We start from the raw sequence: 14,562 nt of genomic DNA, 5'->3' as shown, positions 1-14,562 counted from the left end.
CCCGTTGTCCAAGGGCATTTCAGAGAATGTGTGCCGTAAGTGGGGGGAGAGTGACGGCCCATTGATATTACACATAGAAATCCGCCCCGTCACCGAAGTAACGGGGCGGATTTCAGGGGCTGTTGAACAGCCCTGACGCAAATGTCCGGTCAGTCGTTTCCGTTACCGGGCGCGGGCGTCGTCTTCTGGATCTGGAGCAGGAACTCCGCGTTGGACTGCGTCTTCTTCATGCGGTCCAGGAGCAGCTCGATGGCCTGCTGCTGGTCGAGCGCGTGCAGCACCCGGCGCAGCTTCCAGACAATGGCCAATTCGTCACTGCCGAGAAGGATTTCTTCCTTACGGGTGCTGGACGCGTCGACGTCCACCGCGGGGAAGATGCGCTTGTCGGAGAGCTTCCGGTCGAGCTTGAGCTCCATGTTGCCGGTGCCCTTGAACTCCTCGAAGATCACCTCGTCCATGCGCGAGCCGGTCTCGACGAGCGCGGTGGCCAGGATGGTCAGCGAGCCGCCGTCCTCGATGTTCCGCGCCGCACCGAAGAAGCGCTTCGGCGGGTAGAGCGCGGTCGAGTCGACACCACCGGACAGGATGCGGCCGGAGGCCGGTGCCGCCAGGTTGTAGGCGCGGCCCAGGCGGGTGATCGAGTCCAGCAGGACCACGACGTCGTGGCCCAGCTCCACGAGGCGCTTCGCGCGCTCGATGGCGAGCTCGGCGACCGTGGTGTGGTCCTCGGCGGGACGGTCGAAGGTCGAGGAGATGACCTCGCCCTTCACCGACCGCTGCATGTCGGTGACCTCTTCCGGACGCTCGTCGACCAGGACGACCATCAGGTGGCACTCGGGGCTGTTGACCGTGATCGCGTTGGCGATGGCCTGGAGGATCATGGTCTTACCGGTCTTCGGCGGGGCCACGATCAGGCCTCGCTGGCCCTTGCCGATCGGGGCGACCAGGTCGATGATCCGGGTGGTCAGGACGTTGGAGTCGGTCTCCAGACGGAGCCTGTCCTGCGGGTACAGCGGGGTCAGCTTCTGGAACTCGGGACGGCCGCGGCCGGTCTCGGGTGCCATGCCGTTGACGGAGTCGAGGCGGACCAGCGCGTTGAACTTCTCGCGGCGCTCGCCGTCCTTGGGCTGGCGCACCGCACCGGTGACGTGGTCACCCTTGCGCAGGCCGTTCTTGCGGACCTGGGCGAGCGAGACGTACACGTCGTTCGGGCCCGGCAGGTAGCCGGAGGTCCGGATGAACGCGTAGTTGTCGAGGATGTCGAGGATGCCCGCGACGGGGATCAGGACGTCGTCGTCGGCCACCTGCACGTCGGTCGCGAAGTCGTCGCGGCCACGACGGCCGCGGCGGTCGCGGTAACGGCCCCTGCGGCCGCGCCGGCCGCCCTCGTCGTCGTAACCGTCGTCCTGCTGCTGGCCGCCGCCCTGCTGGCCCTGCTGCTGGCCGCCGCCCTGCTGGCCCTGACGGCGTCCGCCGCCCTGCTGGCCCTGGTCGTCGCCCTTGCCGCGGCGGTCGCGCTGGCGCTCCCGGCGGTCACCGCGGTCGCCGCGGTCCTGGCGGTCGCCGCGACGGCCGTCCTGGCGGTCTCCGCGGCGGCCCTCGGCGGTGTCCGTGGCGGACTCCGCCTTCGCGTCGGCCTTCGCCTCGCCGCGCTCCTCGGCGCGGTCCTGGCGGCTCTCGCCCTTGGGCTCGGACTTCGGCTCGGCCTGCGGCTCCGCCTTGGACTCGGCCTTGGTGTCGGGACTGCCCGCCTGCGCGGTGGCGCGGCGACGGCGGCGCTCGCCCGTGGGCTGGTCGTCGCTGGCCGGCTGACCGGGGATGTCGATCTGCTGCTGGGCGGCGGCCTTGTCGGCGGCCGGCGCGGCTGCGGTCTCGTCACCGGTGCGTGTCTTGGACGTGGCACGCCGCTTCGGCTTGCTCGCGGTGTCCGCACCCGCGGACGCGGCGGCCTTGGGGGCGGGCGCGGAGGAGCCTCCGGCCTGCGCCTCCTTGATGACCTCGATCAGCTGGCTCTTGCGCATCCGCGCAGTTCCCCTGATGCCGAGGCCGGACGCGACCTGCTGCAGCTCGGCCAGGACCATGCCCTCGAGGCCGGTGCCGGAGCGGCGGCGCCGTGCGGTGGTGCCAGTGGCAGCACCTTCGGCGGGCACGGAGCTGTCGACGCTCTTGTCGGCAGTCACGCCCATCAGATCGGTGGTGTCGCTCACGAAGGGTCCTTCCCTGGAGCGGACGTCGGCCTTCTGGCTCGGCGACCGGTTGTGCTGTCCGACTGCGGTCTGTTGATCGTGTCGATCGCGGACCTTGCCGGGGCGGTGGTCCGCCGGGTACGGCGGAGAGACGAATGTGCGGGGTTCCGGCGCGAGATCCCCCTGCTCGGCCCACTCCTGGACGAGCAAGAGGGTGTCGTGCCGGTTCCGGAGCGTGCTCGAAAGCTCAGGCAGGATGCTCAGGCAGTCGGGGAGGCTCCCGGAAGAGTGGTGGTCCCGGAGGGGGACACGAAGCAACGCGCCACGAAGACGTCGATTGCTGACTTGAGGTTAACACTACCGGCTCCAACAAACATTCCCCCTCTCATGCACCGGCAATCACGTGCGATTACGCGGCGAGCGGCAGCACACTCGCACCGGAGGCGTCGAGAGCGAGCCGGTTCGCGGCCCATCCCTCCCCCGCCAGCCGGGCGACCTTGTCGGCCGAACCCTCCTCCGTCAGCGCGAGCACCGTGGGCCCCGCGCCGGAGATGACAGCCGGGACGCCGTCGGCGCGCAGCCGGTTCACCAGCTCCACGCTCTGCGGCATCGCCGGGCCCCGGTACTCCTGGTGGATCCGGTCCTCGGTGGCGGCCAGCAGCAGCTCGGGGCGCCTGGTCAGGGCCTCGACGAGCAGGGCCGCACGGCCGGCGTTGGCCACGGCGTCCACATGGGGGACGGTGCGCGGCAGCAGACCGCGGGCGGTCTCGGTGAGCACCGGCGTGGCCGGGACGAAGACGACGGGCACGACGGACTCGGCGGGGTCCATCCTGATCGCCCTGGCGGCTCCGCCGTCCATCCAGGCGAGGGTGAATCCGCCGAGGAGACAGGCGGCGACGTTGTCGGGGTGCCCCTCGATCTCGGTGGCCAGCTCCAGCAGCGCGGCGTCGTCGAGACGGGCCTCGCCGCCCGTCGTCACGGCGCGGGCGGCGACGATCCCGGCGCAGATGGCGGCGGAGGAGGAACCCAGGCCGCGGCCGTGCGGGATGCGGTTGGCGCAGACGATCTCCAGGCCGCGGGGCTGTCCGCCGAGCAGGTCGAAGGCCGTGCGCAGGGAGCGTACGAGCAGATGGCTCTCGTCGCGGGGAAGCGTTTCGGCGCCCTCACCCGCGATGTCGATGTGCAGCCCGGAGTCGGCGACCCGGACGACGACGTCGTCGTAGAGCCCCAGCGAGAGGCCTAGGGCGTCGAAACCCGGGCCCAGGTTGGCGCTGGTTGCGGGGACGCGCACCCGGACGGCGGCGGCTCGGAACGCGGGACCGGCCATCGGTTGGACGACTCTTCCTGTACGGCGGCGGGGAGGGTGGAGCAGGGGACTTCGACGTGCGGGGGTCGCCGTTGTGCGGGGAAATGGGGACCCGGCAGTCACGACGGCTGCTGCACCGCGGCGGATGCGGCGGGGCGGGTTGAGTACAGCTTATCGAAGGAAGGTTCTGTGGCGACATAGGGCGCACAGGAGGCGCACGATGCGTGTCGCACGCCTCCCATGCGCTCTCCGCCCCGGAAGGGCGGAGAGCTGCCGTACGGCTGGTTACGCGAGGCCCAGCTTCTCGGCCGCGGTGACCGCGTCGACCGGGACCGTGACCGGCTGCGGGGCGCCCGCGACGGCCCAGTCGGGGTCCTTGAGGCCGTTGCCCGTGACGGTGCAGACGATCTTCTGGCCGGGGTCGACCTTGCCCTCTTCGGCGGCCTTGAGCAGACCGGCCACCGAAGCGGCCGAAGCGGGCTCCACGAAGACACCCTCCTGCGAGGCCAGCAGGCGGTAGGCGGACAGGATCTGACGGTCCGTCACCTCGTCGATGAAGCCGCCCGACTCGTCCCGGGCGTCCAGCGCGAACTGCCAGGAGGCCGGGTTGCCGATGCGGATCGCGGTGGCGATGGTGGCCGGGTCCTTGACGATCTCGCCGCGCACGATGGGCGCGGAACCGGAGGCCTGGAAGCCCCACATGCGCGGGGTGTGCGTGGAGAGCGCGTCCTTGGCGTACTCCTTGTAGCCCCTCCAGTAGGCCGTGATGTTGCCCGCGTTGCCCACCGGCAGTACGTGGATGTCGGGGGCGTCGCCGAGCGCGTCGACGATCTCGAACGCGGCGGTCTTCTGGCCCTCGATGCGGACCGGGTTGACCGAATTGACCAGCGCCACCGGGTAGTTGTCCGAGAGGCTGCGGGCCAGGGTCAGGCAGTCGTCGAAGTTGCCGTCGACCTGGAGGATCTTGGCGCCGTGGACGAGCGCCTGCCCCATCTTGCCGAGCGCGATCTTGCCGCGCGGCACGAGGACCGCGCAGACCATGCCGGCGCGCACGGCGTAGGCGGCGGCGGACGCGGAGGTGTTGCCCGTGGAGGCGCAGATGACGGCCTGCGCGCCCTCCTCCTTGGCGCGGGTGATCGCCATGGTCATGCCGCGGTCCTTGAACGAACCGGTGGGGTTGGCGCCCTCGACCTTGAGGTGCACCTCGCAGCCCGTGCGCTCGGAGAGGACCTGCGCCGGAACGAGCGGCGTGCCGCCCTCACGGAGTGTGACGACCGGCGTCGTGCTCGTGACCGGAAGCCGGTCCCGGTACTCCTCGATGATGCCGCGCCACTGGTGGGTGCCCTTGCTGGTCATGGGTCCTTACTCCCCTTCAACACGCATGATGCTGGCGACACCGCGCACGGTGTCCAGCTTGCGCAGCGCTTCGACGGTCCCGGAGAGGGCGGCGTCGGGCGCGCGGTGGGTGACGACGACGAGGGATGCCTCGCCGCTCCCGTCCTGTCGGACTTGCTGGCGGACCGTATCGATGGATACGTCCTGTTCGGCGAAGACCGTCGCGACCTGGGCGAGTACGCCAGGCTTGTCGGCCACGTCGAGACTGATGTGGTAGCGCGTGACGACATCGCCCATGGGACTGACGGGCAGGCGCGTGTACGCGGACTCACCGGGGCCGGTGGTCCCGGCGATGATGTTGCGGCAGACGGCGACCAGGTCACCGAGGACCGCGGAGGCGGTCGGGGCACCGCCGGCGCCGGGGCCGTAGAACATGAGCTGCCCGGCCGCCTCCGCCTCGACGAAGACCGCGTTGTACGCCTCGCGGACCGAGGCCAGCGGATGGCTGAGCGGGATCATCGCGGGGTGCACCCGGGCGGTGACGGACCTGCCGTCGGCGGCGCGCTCGCAGATCGCGAGGAGCTTGACCGTGCAGCCCATGCGGCGGGCGGAGGCGATGTCCGCGGCGGTGACCTCGGTGATCCCCTCGCGGTGCACCTCGCCGATCTTCACGCGGGTGTGGAAGGCGATCCCGGCGAGGATGGCGGCCTTGGCGGCGGCGTCGAAGCCCTCGACGTCGGCGGTCGGGTCCGCCTCGGCGTACCCGAGGGCGGTGGCCTCGTCGAGCGCCTCGGAGTATCCGGCTCCGCTGGTGTCCATCCTGTCGAGGATGAAGTTCGTCGTGCCGTTGACGATGCCGAGCACCCGGTTGACCTTGTCCCCCGCGAGGGACTCGCGCAGCGGCCGTACGAGCGGGATGGCGCCGGCGACGGCCGCCTCGTAGTAGAGGTCCCTGCCGTGCTGCTCGGCGGCGGCGTGGAGCGCGGAGCCGTCCTCGGCGAGCAGCGCCTTGTTGGCCGAGACGACGCCCGCGCCGTGCTCGAAGGCGGTCGTGATGAGCGTGCGGGCGGGCTCGATGCCCCCGATGACCTCGACGACGACGTCGATGTCGCCCCGTTTGACCAGGGCGGTCGCATCAGTGGTGATCAGCGTGGGGTCGATGCCCTCCCGCACCCTGGAGGGCCGGCGGACGGCGACACCGGCGAGCTCGACCGGCGCGCCGATGCGCGCGGCGAGGTCGTCGGCGTGCGTCGTCATGATGCGCGCCACCTCTGAGCCGACCACTCCACAGCCCAGCAGCGCCACCTTCAGCGGACGCGTACGCATCATCCGACCTCGTTTCTCATACTTCTGATGTGTGGACCAGTCTCACTCACCGGACGGGGGTTTCTGCCACCCGTCCGGATTTTGAGATGTGAATTTCATCAGCCGACATCGAGACGCAGGAGATCTTCCTCCGTCTCGCGCCGGACGATGACCCGCGCCTCACCGTCACGCACAGCGACGACGGGCGGGCGCAGGGCATGGTTGTAGTTGCTCGCCATGGAACGGCAGTACGCACCGGTGGCGGGCACCGCGATCAGGTCACCGGGGGCCAGATCGGACGGCAGGAACGCGTCCTTGACCACGATGTCACCACTCTCGCAGTGCTTGCCGACGACGCGTACGAGCATGGGCTCGGCGTCCGAGCTGCGCGAGACGAGCGCGACGCTGTACTCGGCGTCGTACAGCGCGGTGCGGATGTTGTCGGACATCCCGCCGTCGACGCTCACGTACGTCCGCAGGCCCTCGAGGGGCTTGACGGTGCCGACCTCGTACAGCGTGAAGGCCGTCGGGCCGACGATCGCGCGGCCCGGCTCGACGGAGATGCGCGGGGTCCGCAGTCCGGCCGCCTCGCACTCCCGGGTGACGATGTCGCCGAGCGACTTGGCGATCTCGTGCGGCTCGCGGGGGTCGTCCTCGCTGGTGTAGGCGATGCCGAGGCCGCCTCCGAGGTCGATCTCGGGGAGCTCGACGCCGTGTTCGTCGCGGACCTCGGCGAGCAGCTGCACGACACGCCGCGCGGAGACCTCGAAGCCGGCCATGTCGAAGATCTGCGAGCCGATGTGCGAGTGGATGCCGATCAGTTCGAGGCCGTCCAGGGTGAGCACCCTGCGGACCGCCTCGGCGGCCTGTCCGTCGGCGAGCGCGATGCCGAACTTCTGGTCCTCGTGCGCGGTGGCGATGAACTCGTGGGTGTGGGCCTCGACGCCGACGGTGACCCGGATCTGCACACGCTGGCGCTTGCCGAGCCGCTGCGCGGTGTGGGCCACGCGGACGATCTCCTGGAAGGAGTCGAGCACGATCCGCCCGACACCCGCCTCGATGGCCCGCTCGATCTCGGGGACCGTCTTGTTGTTGCCGTGGAAGGCGATCCGCTCGGCGGGCATCCCGGCGTCCAGGGCGGTGGCGAGCTCGCCGCCGGAGCACACGTCCAGGTTCAGCCCCTCCTCCTTGAGCCAGCGCACCACGGCGCGCGAGAGGAAGGCCTTCCCGGCGTAGAAGACGTCGGCGTCCTGGCCGAAGGCGTCCGCCCAGGCCCGGCAGCGGGCCCGGAAGTCGGCCTCGTCCAGGAAGTACGCCGGGGTGCCGAACTCCTGTGCCAGCCGGGCGACTTCGATCCCGCCGACGGTGAGCGCGCCGTCCGCGTCACGGGTGACGGTGCGGGACCAGACCTTGGCGTCCAGCTCGTTCAGGTCGGTGGCGGGGGCGGTGTAGTGACCCTCCGGAAGGACATCGGCGTGACGGGGTCCGGCGGGGTGTGCGGATCGGCTCATCGTTCTGCTCTGCTCTCTTACGGTCTCAGAGGTGTTCGGGCGCGCTGATGCCGAGCAGGGACAGGCCGCCTGCCAGCACCGTCCCGGCGGCTTCGGCAAGGGCCAGCCGGGAGCGGTGGGCGGCCGAGGGTTTCTCGTCGCCGACGGGGAGCGGCGGGCGGGCGTCGTAGAGGTCGAAGAAGGCGTGCGCGAGCGTTTCGAGATGCCGGGCGAGCCGGTCGGGCGCCCGGTGGCGGGCGGCGGCGGCGAGGACGCCGGGGTGGTCGGCGAGGGCGGCGTGCAGGGCGGGGGCGTGGACGTCCTGCTCGTAGGCGCCGGTGACGCCGAGCCGCGCCCCCTCGCGGGTGAGCGCGCGGGCGCGGGCGTGGGCGTAGCGGACGTGGAAGAGCCCGTTGCCCTCCCCCTGTACGAGGAGTTCCTCGCCGAGGGCCGCGCGGTCGTGCCCGGCGGCGCGCAGCAGGCCCCAGCGGGTGGCGTCGGCGCCGAGCCGTTCGAGCAGTTCACCGGCGGTGGCTGCGACGGGGACGGGCCGGACCTCCGTGAGCGGTGCGGGGGGATGCCCGTACGCGTCGACGGTGACACCGAGGCGCGCCCAGTCGGGGTCGGGCATCTCCTCGCAGGTGACGCGCACCAGGGCGCCCTGCGCGCGCAGCAGCTTCGCCGCGGCGCCCGCCACGACCGCCGCCCGGACCTCGCGCCGGTGGTGGAGCTGGTGGACCTGCCCGGCGCACTCGGCGCCCCACCCGTACCGGATGCCCTGCGCGAGCACCTCGCGTACGCGGGCGGCGCCGTCGGCGGAGGCGTCGATCGTGAAGTTCAGGAAGCCGGGTCCGGTGATCTCGACCCGTCCGATCCCGGGTGCGCCGACGACCCGCTCCCGCAGGATCTCGGCCACGCCCCGCGCCGGGAGCCCCGCGGGCCCCGCGAGCTGCAGCGCCACCGCGCAGGCGTAGTCCCCGCTCCCCCCGGGCCGCGTCCTCTCCACCCGGACGCGCGCGGGCACGGGCGCGCGCAGGGCGTCCTCGTCGACCGCGCGGCGCACAGCGTGCAGCACGGTCCTGGAGAGATCTGCGGGGGTCACGGGACAAGCGTATGGGAGGAAGGGGGGCACTTCGCCAACCGGTTTCGCCATACGGGCAGCGATCCGGCCTCCACCGCCCGACGGTGCCCGCGATGGCCCGGCAGACCGCGCCCCGCATCGCCCGACCGGCAGCTCGACGGACGGCACATCCAGCCGCTCAGCCGTCCCCCACTCCACCGCTCAGCCTGCCGCGCTCCCGGCCGTCCCGGCCCCGCGCCTGCCGTCCAGCGGCACGGCGCTCTCCCGGTGCGCGAGCCGCCGCACCATGCGCACCAGCTCACTCGGCTCGAACGGCTTCGCCAGGAAGGCGTCGACCCCGGCGGCGACCCCGGACTCCACCTCGTACGGCGTGCAGGCGCTCACGACGGCGACGGGCAGATGCCCGGTCCGCGGATCGGCGCGCAGCCGGGCGGCGGTCTGGATTCCGTCGAGCCGGGGCATCACGACGTCCAGAGTGATCACGTCGGGACGGACCTCATGGACGAGGTCCAGGCACTCGACGCCGTCGGCCGCGGTCACGACCTCGAAGCCCTCCAGCTCGAGATTGACCCTGATCAGCTGCCGGATGACCTTGTTGTCGTCCACAACAAGCACGCGGCCGTACGCCCCTGACACCCTTCGAGGGTAGGTCGGGCGGAGTGGCTGCGTCCGGGTTTTGCCCACTTCCGCCCCCGGAGGGGTGGCCGGCGCCTCTGCGGGGACACCGTCCGGCGGCCGCCGGCGACGCGGAAATACCTGTTCCCGGACACCCCGTCGGAGCTGGTAGGGTTTCACCTGTCGCAGCCGAGCGCAGCGACATCGCCCCCGTAGCTCAGGGGATAGAGCATCGGCCTCCGGAGCCGGGTGCGCAGGTTCGAATCCTGCCGGGGGCACTTCGCAGGAAGTGCCGAAAAGACCTTCTGTCCAGTGGAGACACTGCGCAGGAGGTCTTTTTCATGGGGGAACTCTCCTTTGAACCGTTCTCCGACGGTTGTCTGGTTCCGGTCGGTGGCGGTGGCCCTGTCCGGCATCCGGGCGGGGCTTGATGACCTCCAACAGCTGGCGCCAGGGACTCCTGCCGCCTTCCGCGGCCCGTCGTCGGTCGACGTGGCACCCCTGGCGACGCGCCCAGTCCTACCGTCCGGCACGCTTCCAGGCGTCGACGAACTCCCGGTAGAGGAAGCGCTGGAACGGCTGCGCTCCGGTGAAGGCGAGCTGTTTGCCGAGTGTGCGCGCACCGAACCAGAGCCCACTGACCATCGGCACTCCCGTGGCGGCCTCCCCCACCGAGGCCACCGTGCCGACCAGCTCGCGTTCCATCTCGGACAACTCCACCCGGCGCAGGCCCAGGCGTTCGAGAAGCTGGCGCTTGACTCCCTCGATGTCACGCGCGAGGCGCACGTAGTCCTCGTCGGTGACGCAACGCTCCACGGCCGCGCGCAGCTCGGCGGCCCGGTCGCGGTATTGACGGATGCGAGAGGCCACCAGCTTGATCCAGTCCTGGTCACTGCGCCTGCCGACCTCGCTCGGCGTCCAGAGGCGCCCTCCCAGCAGGGGGAGTTCGAGCTGGAGAAGCTGGAGCCGATGGGTGTCGTCCTGGCCCGCGGCCTCGCTGAGCGTGGTGTGGATGCCACGCACCGACTGGATCAGGTCCAGAACGCGGCCCTCGTCGGCGCCCTGGCGGGTCATGTCGAACGTCAGGGAGAAGTCCCGGCGCATCGGGTGCGACTGGTACGACACGGTCGCGGCTTCGGCTCTGGCCCGGTATTTCATACCGCGGGCGAGGGTGGCCATGAGGTAGTTGCCCTGGGTGGGAGCGGCGATCTCCTTGAGTGCCTCGCCCAGCAGCACGGCCGCCGCACGGGCCCACTCACCGAAGGCGTCCTCCTCCACGCCGTCCCGCGTCGCTATGCGCCGGTCGTGATGCCCCGCGACGCGGCGGACCTCTCGCTCCTGGAAGGCGCTCCAGTCCCGTATTCGGGTCGACAGCGCGTCCTGGCCGCCCGCGCTGGCGGTGTCGCAGACGAAAGCCTGCTCGACGAATCGGGCCATGCTGGTCAGCCCGTGCACGGTCTGCAGGTCGTGCACGGCGGAGGCCTCGAGAGCAGCCGCGGCCTCCTGCTGAGCCGGGTCGAGGTGTAACGGACGCAGGAGTTCGACGTCGACCAGAGCGCGGAGCAGATACGGGCGGTCACCGAAGTCCAGCGGACCGGGCGCGTGAAGGACGGGATGGGCGACGTACACCTTGGACATGAAGATCAAGGACTGGACGATCTCCACGAAGCACTGCCGCGCGAAGGGGTCCTCGGGGGCTTCGCGCCGGTTCTGCGAGAGCAGGAACTCCTCGGCGCTGATCAGTGAGGTGACGTCGATGGCGACGTCGGTGTTCGCCTGCCGCTGCCTCATGCCCCGGCCGCCTTCAGGAACCATTCGACGGTCTCGGTCCGCCCTGTCACATTGGCGTCGAGGGTGGGGGTCGGCTCCGCCAGGAATTCACGGGTGAGCGTGAGCGGCTCGCCGTCCTCGCCGCAACTGCGCAAGCCGGCGGCTTCGGCGAGGCACAGGCCCGCGGCACCGTCCCACAGCTTCTGCTTCCTGCGCCAGAACAGGTCGAACGACGGCAGTCCGGGCGCCGTCAGGCCAGTGACGTCGAGAGCGGTGCGCAGCATGTCGAGGGTCTGCGAGGTCGTCCTGGTCTTGAGCGTGTAGCCGGCCTGTCGTGCCGCCGCGTCGAAGGCGGGACGATCCTGACCCCGGCTCCGGGTCACCGACAGGTGCATGCCGGGCCCCGCTTGGGACGTGGGCGGGACGGTGCGGCCGTTCAGGGACAGCTGGTGCGCCCTGGCGTCGGCGGACACCACGAGAGGGGTCCGTCCGGCACCCAGTTCGGGAGCGATGACGAAGGCCGCCCTGGGCTGCCAGTCCTCCAGGAGGCATACGACCGAGCAGAACTCCACGCTCTCCCCCCGGACGAATTCGGCGGTGCCGTCGATGGGGTCCACCACCCAGACGCGTCCACTGGACGAGGCCACGTCCGCCCGGGTCCCGGACCGCTCGTCCTCCTCCGCGATCACCACGGCGTCCGGACCGTCGAAGTCACGGATCGCCGCGACCACCAGCTCCTGCACCGCGATGTCGGCCTGCGTGAGCAGTGTCCGGTCGTCCTTGACCTCGACGGGCAGGTCGGCCAGCCGCGACCTGTAGTCCGCGAACACCGGCAGGAGTTGACCTTCCAGCGTGGACCAGAGCGATTGGATCGGCGACATGTGGATGCTGGCCTCCGTGCCTTCCCCGGGACGAACTGACGGTCAGTCCGCAGACACCGGAACCCTGCCACAGGGCGCGGCGCTCAGGAAGTGGCCTCTCTGCCATCTGCCGCTCGCCGCGGACGGCAACGCGTCCCAAGGGTTCAGGTCGTGACGGTTCAGGAGGTGCGCATCAGGTTGCGGAGGCCGGCGACGAGTGCGGGAACGTCTCGTACGGACTCTTCCGTCACATCGCCCTCGGGTGTCTCCACGGGCGGGACGCCGGCACTCGGACGTCGAGATCCGAGCGCCGAGCGCCGACGCGGCGGACAGCGTGGCGGCGGAGGGGTGGCACGGTGCTCGGCAGCGAGCGGGGGCGGGACTACTTCCGCTTGACGATGCGCCAGTCGCGGCCCTGCTTCGGGACGTCCGCCTCCGCAGCGGCCGGGGAGTCGGCGTCCTGGTCCTGCACGACCTCCCCCGGAATGACGTGAGGGGCGGGCTCGGCGAGTTCCAGGCCGGCGAGGTGCGTCTTCAGCCGCTTCGCCATGGGGCGATAGGTGGCGAAGGTGAGCGTGCCGGACACGGCGGCCCCGACCAGGGGGATGGCCTTCGAGACGGACTTCGCGAAGGTCTGCTTCGTCATCTCCACGCCGAGGGATGCGGCGACCCTCTTCACGATCGGATAGACGACTCCCTGGGTCAGCGCCCTCTGAGGAAGCTTCTTGATGACCTGTTCGGACATCGCCTTCGCCACCTGCCCCACGGCGACGTTGGCGGAATGGGTTCCGTACATCACCCCGAAGAAGAGGGTGAGGATGCTCCTGGTGGCGTCGTCGATCTGTTCCCCGTCGACGTCGCCGTCGTCGGGGAACAGATCGGGCCAGCTGTAGAGGTAGGCGAGCTTCTGCGCGATACGCAGCATGTGACCGATGTACTGGGCGAGGTCGGCAGGCACCGTCGCCACCGCGGCCAGCGCTCCGGGCAGGCCGGCAGCTGCCGAGAGGGCGCTGACCTTGGCCGTCTCGTAGCGGATGGATTCATCGGCCAGCCTGTTCAGCACGTCGAGAGAGATGCCGGCCGCCGCCGGAGTCCCGGCCACCGCCATGGCGACCTCGTACTCCGAGCAGTGGCGGGCCAGCGCGGTCCGGAGGTATGCCTCCCGCTCGACGCGCACACCGGGAAGGCGTGCGGAGCGGAGGAGAAGCGTGGCGAAGCTCGCCCCCGGGTTTTCGATCAGCTTGTTGGTAGCCATGCCGCGAACGTACTCCGGACAGGTGACCCGCATCCCTCCAACCGGTCATTCCACGCGCGGGGTTGAAGCGCGGGAGGAACCTCGGGGTTGGTGGACGCGAAAGGCGGCGGTGGCCCACGAGGACGGTCTCGACGCGCCTCGGACGGCCACCGCTCCGGACGTGGCGGGGCCCGGGAGTCGTATCCAGCTCCCGGGCCCCTGGGGTTGCCACCCAATTGCGCTTGCCAGCGCCGTTTAAGAGTGCGGATCAGTCGTCATACCGTCGCGTTCTTCCTTTGAACTACCGCGCCGCGGCAGAGGCGCAGGCCGGATTCGAACCAGCATTCAACGGTGTTCGTCCGCACTCGGTCGATCTGGCAATCGGCGGCGATACTGAAGCTGGAGCGAGAGTCTGAGATTGATCGCGGCTGCCTCTGCCATGTTGGGCCACCCCGGCAGGTGGTGCCGGGGGGAGGACTCGAACCTCCACCGTTACCGCGTCTTCAGGCTGAACGTTCAGTTTCAGCTTGCGCTCGTCACACGGGACGGACCTCAATTCCGACTCGTGCAGGGTGCGCAGCCCCCACGGCATTGGCGCGGGGGCGTTCTCGGGGTGTGCCGCCTCGTGTCCGATCCGCGTCCGACCCTAGCCGAACAGGTAGCCGAACACCGCGTCTCCGACGCGCCGGTCGGTGACCTCGGCGCCGTTGGCCTCCTCGCGGGCGAACTTCACCGCGTGCTGGAGCTTCTCGACCCGCTCCAGCAGTTCGTTCACCCGGCGCGCCGGAAGCGCTCCGGAGAACTTCACGGTCGTCCAGTACCCGATCGGCACGTCCTCGTAGTACACGTCGACCTGGGCCGGGTGCTTCTCCGTCGCCTCGGCCTTGACGTGGTTGCGGGGGACCTTCTTCGTGCGGATGGTGCGGACCGGGTCCGTCTTCCACCAGTCCGTCGACGGGTCCAGCGACCAGGACTCCGAGGCGTCCAGGACCGGAAGCTTCTTCACGAAGGTGTGCAGGTCGGTGAGCTGCTTCTCCAGGAAGAGCAGGTAGCTGACCGGGACTTCGGCGACGACGGTGCGTCCGTCGACGACGACGTCGGCGCGGGCCGAGCAGTTCGCCCAGTCCTTCGTCGCGGTCACGTCGAACAGCCGGGTCAGCGACGCGGACATCTCACGCAGCGCCTCCTCGGCCTTGACCTGTACCCGCGCGGACTCGGGCGGAAGCTGCTCGCCCTCCTCGTCCTTCGGCTGGTACGTACGCGAGATGCCTGCCAGCAGCGCCGGCTTCTGCACCTTGTGGTGGGCCGCGGTGATGTCCTGGAGCGACTTGCTCTTGACACCCTTCTCCACGGCGATGATCTGGTTGAGCTTCGTCACTT

The 14,562-nt window shown here is 70.5% G+C and carries 11 protein-coding genes and 1 tRNA gene; 1 reads left to right on the top strand and 11 read right to left on the bottom strand.

Annotated elements, in window-relative coordinates:
• Positions 1–149 precede the first annotated feature (149 nt).
• The 7 genes from rho to AMK10_RS05275 form a co-directional block, all read right to left on the bottom strand.
• Entirely contained in the window at positions 150–2,207 is a 2,058-nt protein-coding gene (gene rho, locus AMK10_RS05305) for a transcription termination factor Rho (RefSeq protein WP_073746073.1), read from the bottom strand.
• A 388-nt stretch (positions 2,208–2,595) separates the two neighbouring features.
• The gene (gene thrB / locus AMK10_RS05300) at positions 2,596–3,513 is read right to left on the bottom strand and encodes a homoserine kinase (protein ID WP_073745228.1); all 918 of its coding nucleotides are present in this window, start codon (positions 3,511–3,513) and stop codon (positions 2,596–2,598) included.
• 264 nt (positions 3,514–3,777) lie between these two features.
• A complete protein-coding gene (thrC, locus tag AMK10_RS05295; protein ID WP_073745226.1) occupies positions 3,778–4,848 on the bottom strand; it encodes a threonine synthase in 1,071 nt (356 codons plus the stop codon).
• Positions 4,849–4,854: 6 nt separating this feature from the next.
• Positions 4,855–6,156 carry a homoserine dehydrogenase gene (locus AMK10_RS05290; RefSeq protein WP_198959627.1) on the bottom strand — a complete coding sequence of 434 codons (1,302 nt, stop codon included), beginning with the start codon at positions 6,154–6,156 and terminating at the stop codon, positions 4,855–4,857.
• Between the two features lie 95 nt (positions 6,157–6,251).
• A complete protein-coding gene (lysA, locus tag AMK10_RS05285) occupies positions 6,252–7,643 on the bottom strand; it encodes a diaminopimelate decarboxylase (protein ID WP_073745224.1) in 1,392 nt (463 codons plus the stop codon).
• Positions 7,644–7,668: 25 nt separating this feature from the next.
• On the bottom strand, positions 7,669–8,724 hold the full coding sequence (gene nrtL, locus AMK10_RS05280) for an ArgS-related anticodon-binding protein NrtL (RefSeq protein WP_073745222.1): 1,056 nt from the start codon (positions 8,722–8,724) through the stop codon (positions 7,669–7,671).
• Positions 8,725–8,904: 180 nt separating this feature from the next.
• Positions 8,905–9,339, bottom strand: a complete 435-nt coding sequence (locus AMK10_RS05275) for a response regulator (protein WP_241839475.1) — start codon at positions 9,337–9,339, stop codon at positions 8,905–8,907.
• A gap of 185 nt (positions 9,340–9,524) precedes the next feature.
• On the opposite strand from AMK10_RS05275, the gene AMK10_RS05270 reads away from it, so the two are divergent.
• A tRNA-Arg gene (locus AMK10_RS05270) sits at positions 9,525–9,596 on the top strand.
• Between the two features lie 241 nt (positions 9,597–9,837).
• On the opposite strand, the gene AMK10_RS05265 is transcribed toward AMK10_RS05270, so the two are convergent.
• From AMK10_RS05265 to AMK10_RS05250, 4 genes are all read right to left on the bottom strand, one after another.
• Positions 9,838–11,109 carry a hypothetical protein gene (locus tag AMK10_RS05265; RefSeq protein ID WP_073745218.1) on the bottom strand — a complete coding sequence of 424 codons (1,272 nt, stop codon included), beginning with the start codon at positions 11,107–11,109 and terminating at the stop codon, positions 9,838–9,840.
• Positions 11,106–11,969 carry a 3'(2'),5'-bisphosphate nucleotidase CysQ family protein gene (locus AMK10_RS05260; RefSeq protein WP_073745216.1) on the bottom strand — a complete coding sequence of 288 codons (864 nt, stop codon included), beginning with the start codon at positions 11,967–11,969 and terminating at the stop codon, positions 11,106–11,108. The genes AMK10_RS05265 and AMK10_RS05260 overlap by 4 nt, the downstream gene beginning before the upstream one ends.
• A 361-nt stretch (positions 11,970–12,330) precedes the next feature.
• Positions 12,331–13,203 carry a hypothetical protein gene (locus AMK10_RS05255; protein WP_073745214.1) on the bottom strand — a complete coding sequence of 291 codons (873 nt, stop codon included), beginning with the start codon at positions 13,201–13,203 and terminating at the stop codon, positions 12,331–12,333.
• 625 nt (positions 13,204–13,828) lie between these two features.
• A complete protein-coding gene (locus tag AMK10_RS05250) occupies positions 13,829–14,560 on the bottom strand; it encodes a DUF7873 family protein (RefSeq protein WP_073745212.1) in 732 nt (243 codons plus the stop codon).
• Positions 14,561–14,562: the final 2 nt, after the last annotated feature.

Origin of the sequence: Streptomyces sp. CB02058 (genome assembly GCF_001905505.1) — a bacterium.
Classification (GTDB): domain Bacteria; phylum Actinomycetota; class Actinomycetes; order Streptomycetales; family Streptomycetaceae; genus Streptomyces.
The sequence above is the reverse complement of the archived record's forward strand: the minus strand, read 5'-3'. Positions and strand labels throughout refer to the sequence as shown.

Excerpts from the sequence above, each read along its gene's own strand:
- thrB (WP_073745228.1), bottom strand. The coding sequence starts at position 3,513 with ATGGCCGGTCCCGCGTTCCGAGCCGCCGCCGTCCGGGTGCGCGTCCCC.
- thrC (WP_073745226.1), bottom strand. The coding sequence starts at position 4,848 with ATGACCAGCAAGGGCACCCACCAGTGGCGCGGCATCATCGAGGAGTAC.
- AMK10_RS05290 (WP_198959627.1), bottom strand. The coding sequence starts at position 6,156 with ATGATGCGTACGCGTCCGCTGAAGGTGGCGCTGCTGGGCTGTGGAGTG.
- lysA (WP_073745224.1), bottom strand. The coding sequence starts at position 7,643 with ATGAGCCGATCCGCACACCCCGCCGGACCCCGTCACGCCGATGTCCTT.
- AMK10_RS05265 (WP_073745218.1), bottom strand. The coding sequence starts at position 11,109 with ATGAGGCAGCGGCAGGCGAACACCGACGTCGCCATCGACGTCACCTCA.
- AMK10_RS05260 (WP_073745216.1), bottom strand. The coding sequence starts at position 11,969 with ATGTCGCCGATCCAATCGCTCTGGTCCACGCTGGAAGGTCAACTCCTG.
- AMK10_RS05255 (WP_073745214.1), bottom strand. The coding sequence starts at position 13,203 with ATGGCTACCAACAAGCTGATCGAAAACCCGGGGGCGAGCTTCGCCACG.